We start from the raw sequence: 23,958 nt of genomic DNA, 5'->3' as shown, positions 1-23,958 counted from the left end.
AAAAATGAACAACACTAAAATAATAATGATTTCAAGCACCATATTTTTAGGCATGTCAGGAGCTATTTTAACATTTCTGCCTAATGAAGTTATTTCCAGTATGGCGATTAGACCAAGCCAGATGACAACCTTATTTTTCCAACTGATGGGGGCAATGTACCTAGGGTTCGCAATGTTAAATTGGATGGCAAAGGGTACGCTAATTGGAGGGATTTATAATAGACCAATTGCCCTTGGAAATCTAATGCATTTTGGAGTTGGTGCAATTGCATTGATTAAAGTTATTTTTAAGATTCTAACACATAAAGAAATTGTTATTGCACTCACTGCAGTGTATGTAGTTTTTGCGATACTATTTGCATATGTTTTCAGAACTAATCCAACTAAAACAGAAAAGAACAAATAAGAACTATATACCATTGTTTAGGCTCATCTTTTATATTATTCTCTCAAGAACAAAATTTGTTGATACTAACCAAAATATTTAGAGATGTAAAACTTGAAAATTAAATAATACGATGAAAAATACCACCTTTTTAATTATGCTCTTATTCTTAACCACTAAAATCTGTTGGAGTCAGAGCCTAGAATATCAACAAAAGAAGGCAAGTAAAATCGAAAAGAGTTCTGTGTTTACTCAAATAATTAATGGAGAGTTAAAAGCTACCATTGTGTATGAGGATGAAGATATTATTGCCTTTGTTCCTCTGAGACTTCAAGCACCTGTCCATTTGTTGATTGTTCCTAAAAAGGAAGTTCACACCATTAATGACATTTCCGAAGAAGATACTCTATTACTTGGTAAACTATTTTTAGTAGCGAAAAAACTAGCTAAAGAACAAGGCATTTCTGAAACAGGCTACCGACTTTCCATGAATATTAATGAAGACGCAGGACAATCTGTATTTCATTTACACATGCACTTGCTTGGTGGTAAAACCTTGGGCCCTATGGTTACACAAGAAGATTAAGAACGAGCGCACAAGCCGTATAAAAATAATAGCCGGACGTGTAGTACATGGGAACATTGTAGTCTGCAAAATATTAGTAGTAAGTTGAAAAAATTTACTTCTGAAATCGGCTACTATTCTTATACAAATCGTTGGTAATAATTCACATAAAACGTATAAAAATCAGCAACTTACAACACGCTTTAATGAATTTTCATAAACTCTTATGCTTCTCACTAAGCATCACAATAGCCTGTTTTTGTGACGTTGTGAATAATAATAACCAGAAGCCTTTAAATGTAGATAACCAAGAATTTGATTATTTTTTTTAAAATATAGAAAATTTTAGCGGTAATGCGTTAGTTGCTATCAATGAGAAGAGCATTTATTCCAAATCTTTTGGATATGCAAGCAGAGAGCTACTCGTAAAAAACACAATAGACACAAAATTTCGAATAGGGTCTATTTCCAAACCTATTACTGCCATTGCAGTCATGATTCTTGTGGAGAAAGGACTTATCGATATAAACGAACATCTATCCACTTACATCTCTGATATTCCAGTATCGTGGAAATATATTACTATACATCAACTATTGACTCATACATCAGGTCTTGCACATCAACCTGATCTTAATAAGACAAAGCATATTCTTGCAATTAAAGAAACATTTTAAATGTATCAAAACTTTCCATTGGTTCAAGAATCTGAGACCGCTATGAACTACAGTAATGTAGAATATTTCGTTCTTTCAATACGCATAGAAAAAGTTAGCAATATGCCATTTGATTCTTTTGTTCAAGAAGCCGTTTTTGAAAAATTGGAAATGGTCAATTCTGGCGGAGATTACCCTAATCAAATATTAATGCAGAGAGCGGAGGGATATGAAGTTAATGCTGATGGAAAGGTAGAGAATGTTGATTTTGATGATATGCTCATAAAAAAAGGTGCAGGAAACATGTACGCAACAGTTGAGAATTTTTATTAACTAGACAAGGCCTTTTCATCGAATTTATTACTAACAGAAGAGACTTTGGGTAAAATGATGACACCCTTTACCACAGATATTGACATGGGAATGGACGTTAAGTACGGCTATGGTTTGGATATTGTTAAAAACGATACGATAAATATGATTTTTCATACTGGCGGAGTTTTGGGATTTCAGTCAATGTTTTACGCGTTTCCAGAAAAAGATATAGTTATTATTGCATGCGCTAATACTACTAAACTAAATCGTGATTGGAGAACTGATTTTCAGAAGCTGGTTTACACTACAATTTCCGAAACTGATTATAACAAGCGTTAAAACCAATAGGCATCAAAGTTACTTGCAAAGAGCAATAAAAAGAAGTTGAAAAAAAATAGAAATATTTGAAACTATTGCCAACAACGTATTAAAAAAATAGCGAGTAAGTGATAAACCGAAAGGTTCGAGCTTATTTACAAAGACCGCCAAATTTTTAATTTGGCTTTTAAAATGAATAAGTTAAAAACAAAATATAAAAATTCGGCTCTGTGTTAAACTGAAAAGTTAGGGTCTTTTTCTACGCTACGTTTCATACACAAGACCCTTCTCAACAAGCAAAATTATCTAGTTAAACTATTTATAATCAATATAAATAACCTATTTTTGCTGCTCTAATAAGATATAAATTTAAAAAAATAAAATGTTAAAATATTCAATTCTACTTTTATTCACAGTATCTCTAATGTTCTCTTGTAAGAATAGCAAGGAGAAAACAGAACAAGTCCAAAAACAAGAAATCACACTTTATACGCATAGACATTATGACAGCGACAAAGTCATTTTCGAAAAGTTTGAACAAGAGACTGGGATAAAAATTAATGTTGTAAAAGCAAGTGCTGACGAACTTATACAGAAACTAGAAAGTGAAGGTGAACAAACCCCTGCAGACTTATTACTTACGGTAGATGCGGGAAGACTCGTGAGAGCTAAAAACAAAGGATTATTACAATCCGTAGATTCAAAAGTACTTGATTCTACTATACCTAGTTACTTAAAAGATCAAGAAAATAAATGGTTCGGATTGACCAAGCGTGCACGTATCATAGCGTATTCAAAAGAAAGAGTAAAACCTGAAGAATTAACTACTTATGAAGCATTAACTGAATCTAAGTGGGAAAACAAGATATTAATTCGTGCCTCTAGCAACATCTACAATCAGTCATTACTTGCTTCTATCATTGCTAATAATGGCAAGGCAGAGGCAAAAACGTGGGCGGAAGGTCTGGTTACAAATTTTGCTCGAGTGCCCAAAGGGAATGACCGAGATCAAATCAAAGCTATATTAGCAGGAGAAGGTGACCTTGCCGTTGTGAACACCTACTACATCGGTAAACTACTTAATTCAAAAGATCCCGTTGAGGTAAATGCTGCGAACGCAGTCGGACTCTTTTTCCCTAACCAAAACGACAGAGGTACACATATTAACATAAGCGGAATTGGTGTTACTAAACATGCACCTAATAAAGCCAATGCCATTAAATTTATGGAGTACTTAGTAAGCAAAGAAGTGCAAGAAATATTTGCAAAAACTAATTATGAGTATCCCGTAAACGCTTCAGCCAGTACGTCAGAATTATTAAGGTCTTGGGGTGATTTTAAGGAAGATCACCTGTCCTTAACCAAACTGGGAGAATTGAATAAGGCTGCAGTAATAACTTTTGATGAAGTAGCATGGGATAAAGGGCCAAATGCTCAATAAATTAAATAGAATACGAAGAGATTTTAACCAATGGTCGTTGTTTACAGCGGCCATTGGCTTTTTTGTTGCGATACCTATTTTAACCATCACTGTTTATTTGTTTGATGGAGTTGGTAATATGTGGGAACATATTGTGAACTATTTTCTATTACAGTATATCCAAAATTCTATTGTACTCTTGATAGGTACTGGCATACTAACGACGCTAGTTGGCACTTCTTCAGCCTGGGTTATATCCAATTATAATTTTCCTCTCAGATCAGTATTTAAATGGTTACTCTTTCTGCCAATGGCAATTCCATCCTATATAGTAGCCTATGCGTATGTTGGCTTACTAGGCAACGGTGGTACGCTAATCGGGTGTTTACAAACCATTGGGTTTTCTATTCAAAAAATAGAGTTGATGAACATCTATGGATTGATATGGGTATTGAGCTTTTCTCTTTTCCCTTATGTATATGCTAGTAGTTTGGCTATGTTTTCATCTATTCCACGCAGTATTCGTGAGTCCAGTGACCTGTTAGGAGCATCAAACTGGCGCTATCTAAAGTCAGTGGCTTTTCCTTTAGCATCACCCGCAATTATTAGTGGATTATTTTTAGTATTTATGGAAGTACTAAATGATTATGGAGCCGCTAAATATTACGGAATCAATACCTTTACAACGGGAATATTTAGAACATGGACGATGCTTGAAGACCTTCAATCAGCGGTGTATCTATCCGCATTATTGATCGTAATGGTTGTCATTATCAATGGGCTGTTAAAGTGGCAAAGAGGAAATAAATCTTATGCGGTAAAAGGTAGTACTGACCAGCTAAAGTCGACGGATAGAATTGATCTAAAAGGCAGTAAGCGGCTTTTAGTCTGGATGATAGTTGGTATTCCTATTCTATTTGGTCTCTTATTACCCTTAGGACAGCTTTTTTACTGGGCTACACTCACGTATCAAAAAACATTGAACATTGAATTGCTACAGATAGCGGGTCAAAGCTTTGCTATCGCATTGGTTACTACGGGTATTATAATCCTTACCTCACTGGCTTTGATCTATTTTTCAAGATGGAATCATTTAAAGAGTCTCCATTTTTTTAAGAAAATCGCAACTATTGGCTATGTGATACCAGGAGCTATTATAGGAATAGGAGTCATAAGAAGCAGCCAGTCTTTTATCACTTTTTTTGATGATGTATTCAGCATGGAAATCGGATTTATATTTTACAGCAGTAGTGTTGTCTTAATATATGCTTATGTTTTTCGATTTTTAGCAGTGGTATTTCATCCATTAGAGGCTAACTCTTTAAAGGTGGGAAAAAACATCTCTGAAGCTTCTTACCTACTACATGCGGGCAAGATAAAAACACTATTCAATATCGAATTGCCTTTATTGAGAACTGCTTTACTAACATCAGGAATATTGGTTTTTATTGACGTACTAAAAGAGCTGCCATTAACGCTAATCCTGAAACCCTATAATGTACAAACATTGGCCGTAAAAGCCTATGAGTATGCTAATGACGAACGTGTTGCAGAAGCAGCCATACCAGCATTAATGTTGATCTTTACGATTACAATATCCATGGCATTCGTTAGCTATTTGCAAAAAAGAGATCAAATAAAAAGAGATCAAATAAAAAGATAAATATCGATATTTTATGGTCATGAATTCTATTTTAGAAATTAGTAAGCTTTCTAAGTCTTATGATGGAAAGGTAAAGGTCTTGTCTGATTTTAACTACAACATGGAGTGCGGCAAAATATGTGCAATTGTAGGTGAAAGTGGAAGTGGGAAATCTACCTTACTTAGACTTATCGCAGGTCTAGAAAGACCAGAAGAAGGCGAAATAAAAATAGCACAATCTATAGTCAGTGATAACATCAAAATAGTAAAGCCTCAATTGCGAAATATAGGCTTCGTTTTTCAAGACTTTGCATTATTCCCCCACCTTACCGTTGAACAAAACATAGCCTATGGTATTAAAGATAATAAAAGTAAAATGATAAACAACTTGCTTAAGTTGGTAAAAATGGAAGGCTATAACAAGTCCTATCCTTCGCAATTAAGTGGTGGTCAAGAGCAGAGAGTCGCTTTAGCCAGGACACTGGCCATTGAGCCCAAATTACTTTTACTTGACGAGCCATTTAGTAGTCTAGATATCGGTTTAAGATCTGAATTACGCAAAGAAATAAAAGGTATTGTAAACACACTTAATACCTCGATGATATTTATCACTCATGACCTCTCAGATGCAATCGATATAGCAGACGAAATTATTTTCTTGAGAAACGGAAAAATAGTACAACACAGTCCTATATCTGAATTATCAAAAAGTACTGAAAATGAAGAAATCGCTAATATTATGTCCGAATTAAAGGCAAATATGGAAGGTGTTTTAAAACTATTCCAGAAATAAAAACTAGTCGAGAATAATGTATATAAAAATAATAAAGTACCTTTTAGGAGTAGCAATTTTAGTGGCATTTATGTCCTGTGGTAAAGAGGACAATGAAAATGAAAATATTTTTGAATTCAAACTCAATAATAGTTACAGAATTGAAAGCACAGGAGTGGGATTTGGAACATCTAATGCTTTTGAGCCAGAAAATATTTCTGAATTTAATGTTATTCTCACTGATTCTGAGATTGGAAATGAATTAACGCAATCCTGCTGTGGTTCGCCTTGGGATTACGTAATTAATCCTACAACCGAAGTACAGATTTCTTTTGCAAAAAGTAAAAGTGAGTTACGTTCAGGAATATATACCTACAACAGAAATGTAGAAGACAATGATTTTGTAATCTCAATAAGTAATCAAATGATTTTTGATCGTAATAATAATTTGACGTCTTTAAACAGTGTAGCTAATTCATATTCATCAAATAGTGAAATTAGAATTGATAATGCTCAAATAGAATTATTACTTGGCCAAGTGGTATTAAAATTAAATTATATAATTGAAACCGTAGAAAATAACCGAATTATAGGATCTTATATTGGTGACTTAAACAGTTTTAACTACAAATTCTGTAATGCAGATTGTGATTAAAAGCTAGTTGTAACACTGTATATAGCAAATAGAACGTTCGGTGGTTTACGAAAGTTGAGTGCTATTAGCGGAGACCGCAAAAACATTGATTTGGCTAATTGTAAACCCGAAAGGTTATCCATTTTGAACTGCCCTACTTGCCATATAAGTTGCCGTTGCAAGTAATTAAGACAAACATCAATCATTCTATGAAAAAATTATTCTATTGATTATTTCGATTTTACTCACAAGTTGTGGAAACGGGCAAATAAGTGTTGCAACGGACAATCAGGATTTTGAAAAGAGTAAAATCACAAAAGAATAATTGGACTTGATATTTGCAAATGAAAAGGTATTTCCAAATAACACCCAAATCTCAATTGCGATTATTGAAAATGGAGTTGCTCGATTTTATGGAATAAAAAGGATGAATGATTCGATTAGGAATATTGAAAACAAAAACTTTAAAATTGGTTCAATTTCAAAAGTTTTCACTTCAACCCTACTTGCAGGTTTTGTCATAGAAAACGAACTCGGACTTGATGAAAATAGTAACCAATATCTAAAATTTCAATTCAAAGGTAATCAAGAAATCAAATGTAGGGAGTTAGCAAATCATACTTCAGGACTTCTAAGGTTGCCGACAAATCTGAATTTAAATTTTGGTCAATCCAGACAACCCCCTGAAAAATATGACTAAAAGGAGTTAAAAAATACTTGACCGAAGAACTCGAACTTTCGAAAAAGACGGACAATAAATATGATTATTCAAATTTAGGAGCAGGTCTTTTAGGATACACATTATCACAGACAGCCAATAAAACCTATCAAGAACTGTTACAAGAAAATATATTTACTACATTCATAATGACCAAAACAACAACGGAAAAAAACCAAATAAAACCATTCCTCGTAACAGGTCAAAATCCCGAAGGCATAATTGTGCCGTACTGGGATTTAGGGATTTTAGCAGGTGCAGGTGTAATTTTATCGTCTGCAGAAGCTGTTTCAAAATTCGCCATTGCACAATATAATAATGAAAACAAGGAACTCCTATTGACTAGAGCAAAAACATCGACCGTAAACGAGCATATGGATATTGGACTTGGTTGGCTCATAATCAAAAAGCAATCGGGAGAAAATTGGGTTTGGCACAATGGAGTGACTGGAGGTTACACTTCATCTTTATCAATTGACACGACCAATAAAAACGAAATTATTTTACTATCGAACGTTTCGGCATTCAGCCTAAATATGGGGAATATCGACAAACTATGTTTCGGATTGATGGAAACACTCGAACGGAAATAACTACGGCCAACAACGCGTTTAATTCATTTTGCTGAGTCGTTTAAGAGTCTCTCGAGGATTTTTTTGGAAATCCTAAAGAGAACCTATTATTTATTATCTTAGTTCTAAATTAAAATGAAATCATACACGAATACGGTAGTCACAATTAAGATATAGAAAATGAAGATTGTTCAAAATTTAACTTTACTTATTGGAATTCTTGTAGTTTTTTCATGCAAGCAGAATAAAAGAGCAGACCAATTAAATTCTGCAACCGTTTACAGTGGCGGAGATATTATTACTATGGCAGGTGACTCTCCTACTTATGCTGAAGCCATTGTGATTAACAATGGGAAAATTAAATTTGTAGGTACTAAAAATGAAGCTTTGCTTTTTGCTGGGGAAAATCATAATTTGAAAGATTTGAAGGGAAAAACAATGTTACCAGGTTTTATAGATGCTCATGCGCATTTTTCAAACTTCTCATCACAAGCTATTGGAGCACAAATATTACCACCACCAGATGCTGGTGCTAATAATATCGCTGCGATTATTAAAATATTAAAAAAGTGGAATACACCCGAAAATCGTGCCTTAACAGGATGGATTTTTGGTGCCGGATTTGATGATAGTGTGCTTGAAGAAAAACGTTTTCCAACTAAGTATGATCTTGATGAAGTAACGACTGAATTCCCAATAATGATTATACATATTTCGGGACATTTTGCAGTTGTAAATTCTAAAGGTTTAGAGCTTTTAAATATTACTTCTGAAACAAAAAATCCTGAAGGAGGTATTATTAGAAGAGAAAACGGAAATGAACCTAATGGTGTTTTAGAAGAACTTGCTGCAATCCCATATTATGCAAAAGCTTTAACGCCACAAACTAAAGAGGCCTCAGAAACATTTTTCGAATCTGGACAAGATATGGCTTTATCTTTTGGGTATACAACAGCACAAGAAGGAAGGGCAATGCTCGAGAATCATGCATTCTTAGCTGTTAAAGCAGAAGAAAACAAACTAAAAATTGACGTCGTAAGTTATGTAGATTATATGTTTGTAGATACTCTTATGAATACAAAATGGAATTCTAAAACGTATAATAAAAAATATCGTATTGGTGGTATGAAACTAACTTTAGACGGTTCGCCACAAGGAAGAACCGCATGGAGGACGCAGCCATACATATTACCCCCAGATGGTGCTAAAAAAGGTTATTTAGGCTATCCTGCAATACCTCAAGATAGTCGTCTTGAATCATTATATAGAAAAGCTTTTGCAAATAATTGGCAAGTGCAAACCCATGCAAACGGTGATGCGGCTATGGATCAAATGATTAGAACAATACGCAAGGTATCAAGTGAGTTTGATCAGAAAGATAGAAGGAATGTTTTGATTCATGGACAATATGTTAGAGAAGACCAACTAGATTCATATAAAGAATTAGATATTATTGTGTCTTTATTTCCTTTACATACATTTTATTGGGGAGACTGGCATAAGGAAATAATTGGAGAGGAGCTCGGAAATAAAATAAGCCCTACCAGAACTGCATTAAATAAAGGATTAAGATTAACAATTCATACAGATGCCCCTGTTGCTTTACCCAACTTAATGAGAATGGTTGGTATTTCAGTTGAACGTAAATCTAGATCCGGTAAATTGATTGGGGCAGGAGAAAAATTAACTCCTTATGAAGCCTTAAAGGGAATTACAGACTGGTCAGCGTATCAACATTTTGAAGAAAATAACAAAGGAACTATAGAAAATGGGAAATTAGCAGATTTAGTTATTCTAGATAAAAACCCTTTAAAAGTTGCAGAAGAAGACATTAAAGATATCGTTGTCTTAGAAACTATCAAAGAAGGTCTTTCCGTTTATAAAAGATAACCATTGGGCAACAAAGAACTGAGGTAGAAAACAACTCTTTTTTTCATTGATTCAAGACACTAGTACTATAGGCCCACAGATTCTCTTTAATGATTCTTTGGGCTTTTTTATTGATGATTTTCAATTACTTTTTCCTTAAAACAGAAACGTAGGTTTCATCGTAAGGCCCACCCGATCTGGCTATAACAAAGCTTTGTTTGAACAGTTTGTTTGAAACGGCAATCAAGGCCTACTTTTTACTCTTGCCCTTATTCACGATACCCTCATATACATCTTTGCAGGCCTTGTTGTGCTTACAGGCATTAAATAAACACAAGAATAGTAGCTTCCTCAGCTTTCTATTTCCAACTTTACTTATTCGACTACCACCTCTGACCCTACTGCCCGATTTCCTTATCGTAGGTGTGATGCCAACATAACTGCATAGCTGAGATGCCGTTTGGAACTTCTTAAAACCATCAGTGCAAACAATAAAAAAAAGAGCGGTCCTGATTCCAGTACTAGGGATACTGGTAAGCGAGGTCAAGGGATGTTGTTGGTCTTGTTTTACCAAAGAAAGGAGCTTCTCATCAATACCCTCTATCACTTTGTCCAGATCCTTGCGGTTTCGTCTTAAAGAACGGTAGACAATCTTTGAAGGCAATCCTAGTACCGCTGCGCCATGCATCTTGTTCTTGGTTGGTATTCGTTTCTTTAGATAACTATCAAGTACTCTAAAAAGCTGTAAACATTTACTTTGAATATCGGTAAGAGCTGTATAAAGAGGAACTTCATTTATTATGGCGTATTCACAAATGGCCTTGACATCGCTCTTGTCCGTTTTCACCTTGGCCAATTTCATCTGTATAAAACGCTATACCGATAGTGGGTTTACAACAGACACTACAACTCCGTTTTTGTAAAGAAACTGCACCAGACGATAATCGTAATACTCTCTTTTGTTCTTTCTGATGTATATCCTAAAAGATAGGGAATCAAAATTAAGATGTGTTCAGTGCATAGCATCCTTCGGGATGCTAAAAGGGAAACCTATAATGGGCTCTGGAGAAATGACGTAAACGAACTTTAAAAGCTTTTTACCGAATAGAAAAATCAAGATAAGTTTAATATTATTCACTTCACATCCTAAATTTGCAAAACAGCAAAATTTCCACACCTTAAGAAATAATAATACATTTACGCAACTAAAAAGCAATTAATAAAACTTGACTTGAAACGAATTAGAAAATACATACAATCTGATATTGACCTAAATTCTACAAATAGAAAATTTTATCTTGTTGCATTTACTGTTTTTACAGCTTTTGTATTTCTCAACTTTTTTGAACCTTTTGGTTTATATTACGAAGGATCGATTACCAAAGAAGACGTATTTATTGAATTATTTATAGCAATGACTTTAGCTTTTGTTGTGTTGCTATTATCTCAATTTGTTATCAGGGTTTTATTTAATATAAATAGGTTTACTGTTATTTCCTTATTTTTCTGGTTTCTTTTAGAAGCAGTCTTTGTTGCGTCAATTTGGTTTGTCTTTGAAGTTTTAGATAAGGATTTTATAGGAAATCTTATAACTGTTTGGTTTGACAACCTTTTGGCTTATGTGTTAATTATGTTTCCACCTTATTTCTTATATGTTAGTTACATTCACATTAAAGATGTGATCAAGAATTTAGAAAATGAAAATATTACAAATAAATCGGTGGAAAAAATTTTACCAGATATTACCCTTAAAGACGAAAACGAGATTGTAAAATTAGTTTTAAAAACAGAAAATCTACTTTTTATACAAGCTGCCGATAATTATGTAGAAGTTAATTTTTTAGAAAATGGTGTACTATCAAAGTCTTTATTAAGAAACTCTATAAAAAAATTGGAACCTACTTTTATGAATACTCCTATTATTCGCTGTCATCGTTCATTCATTGTAAATACCAGCAATATTGAACTTGCAAAAAGGACATCATCGGGTTTTAATTTAAAACTAAATCAGGTTTCGGAACTAACAATTCCTATATCAAAAAGCTACATTTCTGAATTTAATAAAGTTACCACAAAACCGTAACTACCTGAATATCAATTAATGGTATAAGTGGCTTTTTATCCCAAGTAATGGGGTGAATAACTAAATACCCCAAAGATTACTTTCTTACCCCTGTATTTTAGCCTTAGACCCTTTAAATTTTATTACGCTTTTTTGCATCGCACCTTTGCATTGTTTTAAACTTAACAATGTGAGCAAATGAAATTATTTAGTATTCAAAAAACCCTTATTAAAAGCTTATTAATTATGACGATAAGTTTTATTTCACAGTTTTCTTTTTCGCAAAGCAATGTAACTATTTACAATTTGGAAACATTTGTGAATACAGTTCGTGAAAATAATCTGCAAATAAAAATCTCTAAAAATGAGAGTCGAATAGCAGACCTAACAATTAAGGAAGCTATGTCGGCATTATTGCCACAAATAAATGGACAAACTGAAGTAAAACGTAATTTAAACGACCAATTCACCTTTTTTGAGGCTCCGGACTTTGGAAAGATTGACCCTGTTACGGGTGAAGTTCCTCAAATAATGCAAAGATTCAAAATAAATTTTGATAACGAGTTTCAAGCTAATATTTTGTTAGAACAAAACTTATTTAGCCTTACAAATATTTATAATTTAAAATCAGCACGACAGTTTTCTAACATTGGAAAATTGCAAAACGAAGACCAGATAATTAAGATAATTGCTGAAGCTGAAAAAGCATTCTTACAAACTGTTTTAATTAAAAATGTATATCAAGTTAGTCAGGTATCGGAGTTACATGCAAAAGAAAACTATGTAGCGTCTAAAAATAAATTTGATAATAAATTATTATCTGAATTAGATTTGTTGCAGGCAAAAATACGCTGGGAAGAAGAATTACCAAATTCTCTAAAAGCAAAAAGAAATTATTTAATGCTTTTAGGGAATTTAAAATTAATTGCAGGAATAAATCCAACAGATAGCATTGTAATAGACTACGATTTAGCAGCATATGAATTAAAAGATGCTACAGTAAATTCAGATGATGTAATTAGCAATAGGATTGACTACCAATTATTCGAAGCCAATAATTATTTGCAAGAATTAGATATAAAAAATAAGCGAGCAGCGTATTATCCAACATTAGACTTTAGAGCAGGTTACAGTTATTTTAGTAGTTCAGATGAATTGTCCTTTCAAGATAATCAGAATAAAATTATATATACAGCTGTAACATTGACTGTTCCAATCTTTTCGGGTGGTTTTAGAAAATCTCAATTAAGTAAGGCAAAGATATTATCTAATATTACTTCACTTGAAAAACAAGAAGCCAAATTGAGTATGACAATTGAAATTCAAAATCTAGAATTGAAATTATCAGAGGAATACAAAACGATACAGGTGGCTACATCTACAGGAGAAACAGCAAAGAAAGCTTATGAAATTGCTGTTGAAACGGCAAAAAACGGTTTAATATCACAAATCGATTTAAGAAATATAAGTGACGATTATAACAGAGCTGAAATAAATTTATACAACAGCATTTATAATTTTAAGTGTACACAGATTGATTTTAACAACGCAATTGCAAACTACTAAAAAATAAAAGATGAAAATATTTAGTTTAAAAACCTCTAATTCCGCAGTATTTTTACTGGCGATTTTTATAATATCTTCTTGCAGTGATGTAAAAGAAGAACAGATAGCAGAACTAGAATTTCCTGTTGAAATTGAAATTCTAAAAACCAAAGAAAGAGTTCGTCAGATTGAATATTTTGGATTAGTAAGCTCTAAAATAATTAACTACAGCTTTCTGACACCCGGGAGAGTAAAATCAATTTTTGTTAGTAAAAATCAGTTTGTAAAAAAAGGCACTAAATTGATGCAATTAGAAACAAAAGGTTTCGGTTTAGCATTAAATGTAGCTAAGAACCAAGAAAAACAAGCCGAAAGTGCCTATTTAGAAGCAGAAAAATATTGTCAAAACCTTGATAAAGTATTTAAATTAGGAGGGGTATCGGGAACAGATATAGAAAAAGAAAAATTGGATCGTGATCTAAAATATAAAGATTGGGAACAAAGTAAAATCAACAGCGATGCAAAAAATGAAGATTTTAAACAAGCTACACTTATTGCTCAATCCAACGGAATTGTTTCTGATATTTTACCAAAAGTTGGAGAACTTATTGATGCAGGAGCAGAAACAATAATTATTCAAGGCAAAGGATTATTTGCAGAAACGGCATTGTCGCAAAAAGACTTGGAGATAGTTAAAAAAGGCACAAAAGCGATCGTTGAAATTAAAAATAAAAAAGTAAATGGCCAGGTAAATTATATAGCTACACTTCCCGATTTTCAGACTTTCAGACATACTGTTAAAATTGATTTCTCAAATAATAGTTCCATAAAAGCAAGTATAGGGCTTACCACAAAAATATATTTTGAAACCGACACGCTTCAAGGAATTTGGATACCAATAAAATATATTTCAAACAATGGGCAAGACTTTGTTAATCTGTCAGAGAACAACAGATTAAGAAAAAAAGTAGTTCGAATTATTGATTTTTCGGGCGAAGAAGTTCGGGTTTCTGGCCTTAAAGAAAACGATACGTTAATTACTAAGGGTGCGGCAAGTATTAAAGAGGGTTATAAAGTAAAAATTGTTAAATAGAAATCATGAATAAAATAAATCAAAATTTAAAAACATCGTTTCTATCAGCTCCAATAAAACAGAGCAAGATTACCTTGTTTATCGCAATTGCTGTTGCCATTGTTGGCTTCTATTTTTACAACCTTTTACCAAAACAAGAAAACCCAGATATTGCTGTGCCTGTTGCAATGATTACTACCATTTATCCTGGTGCATCACTAACAGATATTGAGCAACTTATTACGAATCCAATTGAAAATGCTGTTAATGAGATTTCAGGTTTTGATAAAGTAGAGAGTTATTCGTTTAATAGTGCTTCTATTGTTGTTGTATCCTTAACAAATGACGCTGAGGTAGAAAAATCATGGCAAGAACTCAGAAGAGTTATTAATGATATTGATAATAGTATTCCGAAAGATGCATATAAGCCGTACATAGACACAAAACTGATTGAAACTGCTGGAATGATAATCAGTTTTTCCGGCGAAAACTACAATTATGAACAATTATCGGCCTATGCTGAAGTTTTTCAGAAGCAACTTTCCAAAGTTGATGGCGTTACCCGTTTTGAACTGATTGGGAAAATTCCACAAGAAATTGAAATTAAGATTGATATTGCTCAACTTCAGAAATATCCAATTTCGATTGAAAATGTAGCAGATATAATAAAAGCTCAGAATGTCACCTTTCCAGCTGGAGCAATTAAAGCCGAAAATGGCCAGATAAACGTGAATATTACTAGCCCATTCGGAATTGTAAAGGATATTGAAAATACAATACTCTATACGTCTACAGAAAACGGCAGTTCTCTCAGACTTAAAGACCTAGCTACTGTACAAATATTAGAAAGTAAAGATGTAAAATATAAAACGAAACAAAATGGAAAAAATGCAGTGTTGCTGGCAGGTTTCTTTAAATCTGGAAAGAATATTATTCCTATAGGTAAGGATGTGCGACAACGAATTGAAAGCACAAAACAAGATTTCCCTGATGATTTAATTATTGATGAAATATCTTTTGAGCCAGAAAGCATCGATAAATCAATTTCTGATTTTATGATGAATCTTTTGCAAGGTATTGCTTTTGTAATGATTGTGGTTTTTATTGCTTTGGGTTTGAGAAATGCAATTATTGTTTCGGTGGCTATTCCGCTTTCAATACTTATCAGTTTTGTCGCCATGTGGGTTTTCGATTTAAAGGTTCATCAAATATCTACAACGGCTTTAATTATTGCTTTGGGTTTGCTTGTAGATAACGCCATTGTTGTGGTAGAAGCAGTACAAGAACACCTCAATAAAGGAAAAGATAAATTACAAGCTGCATATCTGGGTGCAGAAGAAACTGCAAAACCAATACTTTCGGCAACATTAACGACTATTGCAGCTTTTTCGCCCTTATTATTTTTACCTGGTGCTGCTGGCGATTTGTTGGGTGCCATACCAAAAATTGTAATTATTTCCTTAATTGCATCCTATTTTGTGTCTATGCTGGTAATACCAGCCTTAACCGTATTATTTGCACGAAAGTCAAAAGAGAAAAAAGCAAGAAAAAATTATTTACGAATGTTCTTTATTAATTTCTTGGACAAAGCTTTGACCTATAAAAAGGCGACACTTACTATTAGTTTTGTCGTATTAATACTCGCTTTTATATCCGTACGGTTTCTTAATGAGGAATATTTCCCGCCAGCAGATAAGCAAACGCTTTATATTGATATTTCTGGCGAAAGTTTCAGTCTTGAAAACACAGAAAATATTGTTGAAAAAATAGAGCATATTTTACAACAACAACCCGAAACAAAATCATTTACGTCATCTATTGGTAAACCATTACCACGTTTTTATCAACTGATGGAAGTAAATGTGCAATCGTTGGAATATGCACAAATTAAGGTTGATTTTGATATGGATAAGAGCGAAAATTTTAGCAATAAAAAAGAACTGGCAGCATATTTACAAAATCAATTTAACGAAAAAATTATAGGAGCTTCTGTTCAAACCCGCTTATTAAGCTTGTCGGGTTCGGGTGGTGGCGCGGTGCTACTCGATATCTCGAGCGATAATATTGCTAGAAATATTGAAGTTGCAAAAATGATAAGAGACACACTTCGAAATCTTGAAGGAGCCTATAAAATTGGGACGAGCATAAGTAATGCAAAATATGAATATGTAGCCGATATTGATTTCAATTTAGCAGCGTCGTTAGGTTTAAACCAATACGATATTCAAAAGCAGATTAATTTGGCGCTTATGGGGAGCGAGCTAACAAAATACAGGAAAAATGGAAACGAATTCCCTGTCAACATCTCGGGTAATATATCTTCTATTTCCGAGCTTGAGAATTTGGGAATTGTCTCGTCACAAACGCAACAAAAAATCTTATTAAAACAAATAGCAGATATCAAAATTGAGAAGAAATATCCTGTAATTAGGCATCATAATAAGGAACGAAACATAAGCGTGTTTTGCGATGCAAAAGAGGGCTATAGTCCTAGCGAAATTGCTGATAAAATTGAGTTTGAAATATTACCAAAACTAGATACAACCGGAACGGATATTACCTTCAATGGAGAGCGGGAAGCATCGAAAAAAGATTCTGGAAATATGGGCTTTGCTGCACTTGCTGCAATATTCCTTGTCTATATTATTTTAATGATTGAATTTAATTCATTTGCACAACCTTTTGTCATACTACTCACTTTGCCATTGGCATTTATTGGTTCAATTGCAGGTTTGCTTGTTACTGGTCAGCCATTTTCGTTTACCGCAATTTTAGGAATTGCTAGTTTAATAGGTATTGTTGTAAACGATGCCATATTGCTCATTACATTTATTAACAGAGCCAAGGATCAAGGAATGAGTATTATTGAAGCGAGTAGAGATTCATCCAATCAACGATTTATTCCAATTATGGTCACAACAGCAACTACTGTAATGGCGCTTATTCCACTTTCGTTATCGGGCAACGAAATGTTTGTTCCTTTAGCAGTAGCACTTATGTTTGGTCTAATTGTAGCAACAATTTTAACATTGGTGGTCATCCCTGTTTTATTTACCGTTCTAATTAAGAAATAGACGTATTGAGGTAATCCATTCAAATCTTTTATAAATCGTATACCATGAAGAAAATACTATTAACACCTGTACTCCTTATCTTTTTAAATATCAGTGGGTTTTCACAAACTGTAAACAAAGAAACACTTTGTAAAAAGTGGTATCTGGAAAAATATGAAGTTATGTGGGTGGCTTACGAACCTGATGAAAAAGAACAGAACGATTATCTTTTGCTAAAAAGCGATATGACTTATGTGAGTGTGGATGAGGGGATAAAAACATCAGGAAAATGGACTTTCAATACTGAGAAAAACCATTTTACTTTGTTTAACAATAAAAGAGATGGCATAAAAATTACTATTGATACGCTATCAATTAGTAAGATGGTCTTGAATATTGACATTAAAGAAATGGACGGCGTGGACATTCATTATACAACAATAAAATAATGACAGGAGAAACGCATCGCATTTTAGGCTATGATTTTGCAAGAGGTCTTGCTATCATTGGAATGATATTCGTGAATTTCAAGACCGTAATGGTCGCAGAAACTGATGCATATTTGTACCAGTTGGTAGAATTAGTATCGGGTAAAGCAGCGGCTCTTTTCGTGGTTCTTGCGGGTGTTGGTATGACTTTAATGTATCGAAAAGCAAAAGCTAAAAACGGTGTGGGCGAAATAAAAAAAGTAAAAATAATCCTACTAAAAAGAGCTGCATTCCTTTTCGTTGTAGGTTTGAGCTATTATTCTATTTGGCCTGCTGATATTTTACATTATTATGGTCTGTATTTACCAATAGGAGTTTTGTTTTTGTCCGTCTCCCGCAAATGGCTACTATCATTAAGTTTTTTGTTAATAATAGCTTATTCGGTTTCTATGTTATTCTTTAATTATGATGCAGGTTGGGATTGGAATACTTTAGAATACGCAGATTTCTTTACCGTAAACGGATTTTTCCGCAATTCTTTTCTGAACGGCTTTCATCCGGTTTTCCCTTGGATTGCTTTTCTTCTAACAGGAATTTGGATTGGAAGGATAAATTTTAATGATGCGAAGATAAGACATCGCGTAACCCTATTTTCTCTAATACTTTTTGTTGTTTTTAAAAGTATTTCAATATTTTTAATTGGCACCCTAAGTCAATTATCGCCAAATGAGGTGTCAGACGTTACATATCTTTTAGGGACAACACCAATGCCACCATCGTTTTTTTATATGATTACAGCTTCTAGTTTAGCTGTTTTTATTATTTCAATTTCTATATACATTAGTACTAAATTATCGCATACTCTTTTTATAAAGCAGATGGTAAGCACAGGACAGCTTTCATTAAGTAATTACTTCTTTCACATTATCATCGGAATGCTTGCTATTAAATTGTTTTTTAATAAGTTAGAGGGGGCATTTTCTATTGAATTTACCGTAGTTTATGCTATTTTTTTTAGCGTTATAATTATATTTTTTTCTCATATATGGTGTATGAAATTTAAAAAAGGCCCTCTGGAGAATATCATGCGAAAAATTACAGGATGAAATCCAATGCAAACTGCTAACGCTTTTTTTTCGACCTGAAAAAGTGCACGTGCTCATCTTCCGTTGTTGTGTTCGTATTTTGCTTGATACTAAGTGGCTGAACCTATAAAACTCATTTTGTTCCGAGCGTATAATGAGGTTTTTTTCAGGTGGCTTTATTCCTTATTTTTCAATGGTCAAACGCTATTCACCATTAATGATTCCTTTAGATGCTAAATTTTGAGCAGGTTTGTTTCATCTATTAAAATATCAGAAACTATAAATTTGAAATATGTAGCATTCTTTTGTTACGTTTTACCTCCTAACTTTTTACAAGAAAAACAGTTATCACGATAATTTCGGATGGTATAAAGAACACGGGTATGCATGATTAATTGTTTTTCAGGTATATTAAATAGGCTTTTTTTTTACTTACTTAACTACTTGTATACAAATATTTTAATAGTATTAAATGTGTGTTCCCGATAAAGGAAGACACTTTTTTTTGTCTCACATTATAGGGAGAATCACTTTATTCTTTATTGCAAAATATCTTTGCCCCATAATTGATAAACAAATAAAAACAATACCAATGAAAATTTATATCTGGACGCTTATCATTACTAACTTTTTAATACTGTCTATAGTGGACAAAACATCCATTCAACAGAGTGAAACAAATATGCTATTCAATACCTGGTTCTTAGATACCTATAAAATGGATAGTAAGGATTACCCGCCCAACAAAAGGGAAAAAGACGATTATATTCTTTTTAAAGAAGACATGACGTATACTTCAAAATCAGAAGGCAAAGAAGAAAAAGGAACTTTTATCCTAAATGTAAATGGTGCTTATGTGCTAATGATTGATCAAAATGGTGAAAAGATAAAAGCTTACATCATATCAATATCAAAAAGAGCTTTAGTACTAAAGTACGATATTAATGAAATTAGTGATGTAGAAGTACATTACAATAACCCTATTTAATCCTTAATTGATGAAAATAATAATAAATATTTTAGTAGTTTTTTTTAGTGTTTCTTTCTGTTTTTCGCAAACAACGATTTCTTTAAAAAAGACTCCATTCGAAATTAAGAATCAGAATTTTTATATAGAAAACGTTGTTGATAATCGTCAAGAAATGCACCTTGGGGTGATAGAAGATGATTTTGGAAATAAAGAGACCTTACGTTTTTTAGATGGAACTGAACTTACAATTAAAAAATTTATGGATGTTACACTACTTGCAGCAAGTGATAAAACTCCCATAAACATAAGGATTAACAATTTAAAAATTGAACAGGTACAAACAAGTATTGATCAGAGAACAGCGAGGGTTTATGTTGAGCTTCATTTTTATACAGAGAGTGGAAAAGCACTTTATAAAGTAGCTCATTATGAGGATCAGGTTTTTCCAGAATCTAATGTAACAGAAATCTACGAAACCCACGAAAAAAGAATCCGAGCAGCATTAGAATCTTGCTTACGGAGCTTCATTACTGCACAAAAAGCGAATACAGACATAAACACGGGTAACGTTAATCTTACCCCTGATGTTGCTACTTATGAAGCCTATTCCCCACTAGGTAAGTGGTTTAATCTGTTGACATATAAAAGGTTAACGGATAGATATAATGAAGGTTGGAATGTTGCCTACACAGGGTTTTCAGACCACGAAAAAGACTTAATTATTCCTTTTGTACTAAGCTACGGTCAATCTAGGGCGAAGTCAAATATACTACAAGAGCGCGGCTATAGTTCGGTTGATTCGTATGCCTTTGGTTTCGGGTTCAATGGCTTTCTCAAAATAGCTCCTGGTTTTTATTTAGATATCGGTGTAAATGTACCGATCGGAATGGAAGTCTTAAGAGATTTAAAAGAAAAAAAGTCCCACAACTTTTTAATAGGTCTTGGTGCAAGTCAAGGAGTGAAAATAATTCCATGGAAAGATTTTGGAATTGTAATTGGAGCAGGAATTTTTCAACGCTGGCAAACGTCGAAAGTAATCAATAAAAATTTTGGATTTCAGTTAGAATTAGGATTTAATTTTTGATTGAATTTATTTCAGAACGCAAACGCAATAAGTACATAACTAAAATTAAAACATTCATAAAATGAGTTTCACAAGATTAATATCCTTATTTAAATGTTCGCAAAATACGCATTCAGAACTAAACCAAGCTTAAGCCAAAAGCAAAAAAAAGTACGTTAAATGAGTGCTCCTAAAAAGCGGCATTTATTACTTAAACTTATACAATGAATAAAATATCAAAAATAATTATCCTTATAATTTTACTCCTAGTTTCCACTATTTTTTTGTGGGGAAAAACAAATTACCAAAGTCAAGTTATCCATTTTCAATTTCAATCAGACACCATTGAAGGAGTTGTAAATTTACCCAATAAAAAGTATAGCCTTGGAGAGAAAACGCCTTTGGTCATCTTTGTTCATGGTGACGGAGCACTACCACGAGATGCTTACGGCTATTACAAACATATATGGAATGAATTAGCAAAAAAAGGCATTGCAAGCATGTCTTGGGATAAAAAAGGCATAGGCGAAAGTACCGGAAAATGGCTCAATCAATCTATGGAAGATCGAGCAAATGAAGTGATTGCCGCTATTGACTTTATGAAAGCAGATCCTCGTTTTGATTTTTCTTCTATTGGATTAATAGGCTTTAGTCAAGCAGGATGGGTAATGCCAAAAGTAGCGACTTTATCAGATTATCCAGATTTCATCATTAGCGTCTCCGGTGCGATTAACTGGAAACGACAAAGCAACTATTTAACTCGAACAAGAATGGAGTTGGAAGGTGCTAATAAAGAGGCAATTGAAGCAGGGGTAAGACAAAATGAAATTGATTTTATTATTTTCAATGCTACGAGTACGTATTCCGACTATGTAGCATACCAGAAAGAAAAATGTAAAAATGGACAAGAAGAGGGTTGCGACTTTATGAGCGAAAATCGATTTTATTTTGTTAAAAAAAATATTTTAAGTGATGCAGAGCAAGACTTAAAAAATATTCAATGCCCCATTTTTGGCGTATTTGGATCAGAGGATTTGAATGTTGACTTTGAAGAATCTCATCAAACTTATGAGCGTATTTTTTCAACAAATAATACTGATAATTACCAATTAAAAATATATCCAGAAGCAGAACACGGTTTATTAAAAAGTAAACACTTTAGTGCTATGCATCCAGGGATTGGCTTTTTAGTTAAATTAGAATTATTTGGAAAGCGAGCGTTTGTCAACGATGTCTTAAGTGATATTAGTGCGTTTGTAATTCAAAATTCGAAGTAATATTTGAGAAACATAGAAACAATTAATATGTTTATCCAGCGAATCTTTTTTGAAATGACGAACTATTTTCAATCTAAAAAATAAGTTTCACTTGCTATTTTATCCATTTTAAAAATAATTAAGTGACCTAGTTCTACTAGGTCACTTTTTATTTTTTTACTGATAAATGTAAGGTGTTCTTTAATCGTGTAAGTAAGGTAAAGCATTACAAGAACTGACCCGCCTGCAAGACATGCACCGTAAGACATCTATGTACCGCAAATAAAACGGACGGTTCATAGACCGCTCCATTTATCAGGAGGTATTGGAGGAGAAGACGGAATACTATAGGCTCAGGCAACAAAGAACAGCGCATCAGTTCGGTATCCTAAAAAGGTAATGGGGATTCACCCATACCTTAATGAAAGGAAAACAGAACGTGCTCTGGGAGGTGAACCTGATCATGATATGCTACAATCTCAAAAGACTTGTGTCCATTTTTGACCCAAAAGTGTTGAAAAACAGGCTAAAAAGGCTTGTCCCCATATTTTTTGCCCTGTTAGATAAAATATCGGTCCCTAGGACAGACTTCCTTCTATTTCAGACATTAAATCCCCATTCAGATAAAACGTAGAAAAGTACTTTAGCTACGCCCTAAATCCCAATCGATTCATTTTTTTTTAATCCAAATAGAGTTGCTGCGCAAACTTCCGTTGTACTTCATAAACAACGAGTCAATAGTAGAGAAATTTTCTAATATAAAAACTGAAAAAGCATTAAAACATCTCGGTAACAATTTTCTTGTATTTAAGTCTTCATAGAAAAGAATTTAAAATAAAAATTATGAGTAAAAACAGAAGAAAAAATATTTTTCAAGAATATTCTATTAATGTAAAACTCCAATTATCCATTTTATGGATTACTTTGTTAATATTTTATATCTATGGTGACTTATTTTATACTTGGGAGCCAGAACATTTAAAAGGCTTGTTGAAAGGAGAAACAGACGATGGAAAAACAACACCAATGAGTTTAGTCGCAGCTTCTATTTTCATAACAATTCCATCTTTAATGATTCTACTTTCTATAATGTTAAATGCCAAAATAAGTAGACTCATAAATATTATAGTCGGTGGACTTTACAGTATAGCTGTAATTTTAGTTTTGGCACTCTTTTCTTACCCACCAATCATGTATTTTTTTGTATTTCTTAGTAGTATTGAAATTGCCATAACTTTACTAATTGTTTATGTTGCTTGGAAATGGCCTATACAGCTAAAGTAATATTAGTACCGCAGTACAACAGTATAAAAACAATAAGGGTTATGCGAAAAACATAAAGTTAGTGTACATCAATAAAATCCGCCAATTTGACGATTTAAAGAAGAAAAGTAAAACGAAAATTGTGAATTTAGCTAAGTGAAAATCCAAAAAGTAAGTGCATTTTAATTCCTTACTAATTTTATAATAACCGTTATAAGCAAATAAAACATAAACTAAAACTAATCATGTAGCATCAAAATTTGTAATCAAAATTTTATCGCTTTTTGTATTGCTT

General features: G+C 33.1%; 19 protein-coding genes and 2 pseudogenes. 20 read left to right on the top strand and 1 reads right to left on the bottom strand.

Annotation, left to right across the window (positions count from 1 at the left end):
- The first annotated feature begins 4 nt into the window (after positions 1 to 4).
- The 10 genes and pseudogenes from Q360_RS0106210 (at position 5) to Q360_RS0106150 (ending at position 9,887) form a co-directional block, all read left to right on the top strand.
- Positions 5 to 406, top strand: a complete 402-nt coding sequence (locus tag Q360_RS0106210; RefSeq protein ID WP_036195234.1) for a hypothetical protein — start codon at positions 5 to 7, stop codon at positions 404 to 406.
- Positions 407 to 518: 112 nt separating this feature from the next.
- Positions 519 to 971, top strand: coding sequence for a histidine triad nucleotide-binding protein (locus Q360_RS0106205; RefSeq protein WP_211251580.1), 453 nt, complete (start codon positions 519 to 521; stop codon positions 969 to 971).
- 314 nt (positions 972 to 1,285) lie between these two features.
- A pseudogene (locus tag Q360_RS26520) lies at positions 1,286 to 2,260 on the top strand (serine hydrolase domain-containing protein).
- A 361-nt stretch (positions 2,261 to 2,621) separates the two neighbouring features.
- Positions 2,622 to 3,680 carry a Fe(3+) ABC transporter substrate-binding protein gene (locus tag Q360_RS0106180; RefSeq protein WP_027076315.1) on the top strand — a complete coding sequence of 353 codons (1,059 nt, stop codon included), beginning with the start codon at positions 2,622 to 2,624 and terminating at the stop codon, positions 3,678 to 3,680.
- On the top strand, positions 3,670 to 5,322 hold the full coding sequence (locus tag Q360_RS0106175; RefSeq protein ID WP_036195232.1) for an ABC transporter permease: 1,653 nt from the start codon (positions 3,670 to 3,672) through the stop codon (positions 5,320 to 5,322). The genes Q360_RS0106180 and Q360_RS0106175 overlap by 11 nt, the downstream gene beginning before the upstream one ends.
- 19 nt (positions 5,323 to 5,341) lie before the next feature.
- Complete coding sequence (locus Q360_RS22495; protein ID WP_156950023.1) at positions 5,342 to 6,094, top strand: ABC transporter ATP-binding protein; 753 nt, start codon at positions 5,342 to 5,344, stop codon at positions 6,092 to 6,094.
- 16 nt (positions 6,095 to 6,110) lie between these two features.
- Entirely contained in the window at positions 6,111 to 6,728 is a 618-nt protein-coding gene (locus Q360_RS0106165) for a hypothetical protein (protein ID WP_027076313.1), read from the top strand.
- Between the two features lie 304 nt (positions 6,729 to 7,032).
- Complete coding sequence (locus Q360_RS26945) at positions 7,033 to 7,407, top strand: serine hydrolase domain-containing protein (RefSeq protein WP_051554593.1); 375 nt, start codon at positions 7,033 to 7,035, stop codon at positions 7,405 to 7,407.
- Between the two features lie 17 nt (positions 7,408 to 7,424).
- Positions 7,425 to 8,018, top strand: coding sequence for a serine hydrolase (locus tag Q360_RS24500; RefSeq protein ID WP_051554592.1), 594 nt, complete (start codon positions 7,425 to 7,427; stop codon positions 8,016 to 8,018).
- Between the two features lie 159 nt (positions 8,019 to 8,177).
- Positions 8,178 to 9,887 carry an amidohydrolase gene (locus Q360_RS0106150; RefSeq protein ID WP_027076311.1) on the top strand — a complete coding sequence of 570 codons (1,710 nt, stop codon included), beginning with the start codon at positions 8,178 to 8,180 and terminating at the stop codon, positions 9,885 to 9,887.
- Between the two features lie 124 nt (positions 9,888 to 10,011).
- On the opposite strand, the pseudogene Q360_RS22485 reads toward Q360_RS0106150, so the two are convergent.
- Positions 10,012 to 10,818 (bottom strand): annotated as a pseudogene (locus Q360_RS22485) (IS110 family transposase); the annotation flags it as partial.
- 279 nt (positions 10,819 to 11,097) lie between these two features.
- Between Q360_RS22485 and Q360_RS0106140 the strand changes: the two are divergent.
- From Q360_RS0106140 to Q360_RS0106090, 10 genes are all read left to right on the top strand, one after another.
- On the top strand, positions 11,098 to 11,949 hold the full coding sequence (locus tag Q360_RS0106140; RefSeq protein WP_027076310.1) for a LytR/AlgR family response regulator transcription factor: 852 nt from the start codon (positions 11,098 to 11,100) through the stop codon (positions 11,947 to 11,949).
- A 177-nt stretch (positions 11,950 to 12,126) separates the two neighbouring features.
- Positions 12,127 to 13,494, top strand: a complete 1,368-nt coding sequence (locus Q360_RS0106135) for a TolC family protein (protein ID WP_027076309.1) — start codon at positions 12,127 to 12,129, stop codon at positions 13,492 to 13,494.
- Between the two features lie 10 nt (positions 13,495 to 13,504).
- Positions 13,505 to 14,566: an efflux RND transporter periplasmic adaptor subunit gene (locus Q360_RS0106130; protein WP_027076308.1), complete on the top strand. Its 1,062-nt coding sequence runs from the start codon at positions 13,505 to 13,507 to the stop codon at positions 14,564 to 14,566.
- A gap of 5 nt (positions 14,567 to 14,571) precedes the next feature.
- A complete protein-coding gene (locus Q360_RS0106125) occupies positions 14,572 to 17,619 on the top strand; it encodes an efflux RND transporter permease subunit (RefSeq protein ID WP_027076307.1) in 3,048 nt (1,015 codons plus the stop codon).
- A 44-nt stretch (positions 17,620 to 17,663) separates the two neighbouring features.
- Complete coding sequence (locus tag Q360_RS0106120; RefSeq protein ID WP_027076306.1) at positions 17,664 to 18,047, top strand: hypothetical protein; 384 nt, start codon at positions 17,664 to 17,666, stop codon at positions 18,045 to 18,047.
- The gene (locus Q360_RS0106115) at positions 18,047 to 19,132 is read left to right on the top strand and encodes a DUF418 domain-containing protein (protein WP_027076305.1); all 1,086 of its coding nucleotides are present in this window, start codon (positions 18,047 to 18,049) and stop codon (positions 19,130 to 19,132) included. The genes Q360_RS0106120 and Q360_RS0106115 overlap by 1 nt, the downstream gene beginning before the upstream one ends.
- 571 nt (positions 19,133 to 19,703) lie before the next feature.
- On the top strand, positions 19,704 to 20,099 hold the full coding sequence (locus Q360_RS0106110) for a lipocalin family protein (protein WP_027076304.1): 396 nt from the start codon (positions 19,704 to 19,706) through the stop codon (positions 20,097 to 20,099).
- A 10-nt stretch (positions 20,100 to 20,109) separates the two neighbouring features.
- Positions 20,110 to 21,165 carry a hypothetical protein gene (locus Q360_RS24495; protein WP_027076303.1) on the top strand — a complete coding sequence of 352 codons (1,056 nt, stop codon included), beginning with the start codon at positions 20,110 to 20,112 and terminating at the stop codon, positions 21,163 to 21,165.
- A 203-nt stretch (positions 21,166 to 21,368) separates the two neighbouring features.
- Positions 21,369 to 22,421, top strand: a complete 1,053-nt coding sequence (locus tag Q360_RS0106100) for an alpha/beta hydrolase family protein (RefSeq protein WP_027076302.1) — start codon at positions 21,369 to 21,371, stop codon at positions 22,419 to 22,421.
- An 822-nt stretch (positions 22,422 to 23,243) separates the two neighbouring features.
- Positions 23,244 to 23,684 (top strand): DUF6326 family protein, encoded by a 441-nt coding sequence (locus tag Q360_RS0106090; RefSeq protein WP_036195230.1) that lies wholly within the window; start codon positions 23,244 to 23,246, stop codon positions 23,682 to 23,684.
- Positions 23,685 to 23,958 lie beyond the last annotated feature (274 nt).

Source organism: Maribacter antarcticus DSM 21422 (assembly GCF_000621125.1).
Lineage (GTDB): Bacteria > Bacteroidota > Bacteroidia > Flavobacteriales > Flavobacteriaceae > Maribacter > Maribacter antarcticus.
The sequence above is the reverse complement of the archived record's forward strand: the minus strand, read 5'-3'. Positions and strand labels throughout refer to the sequence as shown.

Coding starts and splice junctions, on each gene's coding strand:
- Q360_RS0106210 (WP_036195234.1), top strand. CDS start 5: ATGAACAACACTAAAATAATAATGATTTCAAGCACCATATTTTTAGGC.
- Q360_RS0106135 (WP_027076309.1), top strand. CDS start 12,127: ATGAAATTATTTAGTATTCAAAAAACCCTTATTAAAAGCTTATTAATT.
- Q360_RS0106120 (WP_027076306.1), top strand. CDS start 17,664: ATGAAGAAAATACTATTAACACCTGTACTCCTTATCTTTTTAAATATC.
- Q360_RS0106180 (WP_027076315.1), top strand. CDS start 2,622: ATGTTAAAATATTCAATTCTACTTTTATTCACAGTATCTCTAATGTTC.
- Q360_RS22495 (WP_156950023.1), top strand. CDS start 5,342: ATGAATTCTATTTTAGAAATTAGTAAGCTTTCTAAGTCTTATGATGGA.
- Q360_RS0106165 (WP_027076313.1), top strand. CDS start 6,111: ATGTATATAAAAATAATAAAGTACCTTTTAGGAGTAGCAATTTTAGTG.
- Q360_RS0106205 (WP_211251580.1), top strand. CDS start 519: ATGAAAAATACCACCTTTTTAATTATGCTCTTATTCTTAACCACTAAA.
- Q360_RS0106090 (WP_036195230.1), top strand. CDS start 23,244: ATGAGTAAAAACAGAAGAAAAAATATTTTTCAAGAATATTCTATTAAT.
- Q360_RS0106115 (WP_027076305.1), top strand. CDS start 18,047: ATGACAGGAGAAACGCATCGCATTTTAGGCTATGATTTTGCAAGAGGT.
- Q360_RS0106100 (WP_027076302.1), top strand. CDS start 21,369: ATGAATAAAATATCAAAAATAATTATCCTTATAATTTTACTCCTAGTT.
- Q360_RS0106125 (WP_027076307.1), top strand. CDS start 14,572: ATGAATAAAATAAATCAAAATTTAAAAACATCGTTTCTATCAGCTCCA.
- Q360_RS24495 (WP_027076303.1), top strand. CDS start 20,110: ATGAAAATAATAATAAATATTTTAGTAGTTTTTTTTAGTGTTTCTTTC.
- Q360_RS0106110 (WP_027076304.1), top strand. CDS start 19,704: ATGAAAATTTATATCTGGACGCTTATCATTACTAACTTTTTAATACTG.
- Q360_RS0106130 (WP_027076308.1), top strand. CDS start 13,505: ATGAAAATATTTAGTTTAAAAACCTCTAATTCCGCAGTATTTTTACTG.
- Q360_RS0106175 (WP_036195232.1), top strand. CDS start 3,670: ATGCTCAATAAATTAAATAGAATACGAAGAGATTTTAACCAATGGTCG.
- Q360_RS0106150 (WP_027076311.1), top strand. CDS start 8,178: ATGAAGATTGTTCAAAATTTAACTTTACTTATTGGAATTCTTGTAGTT.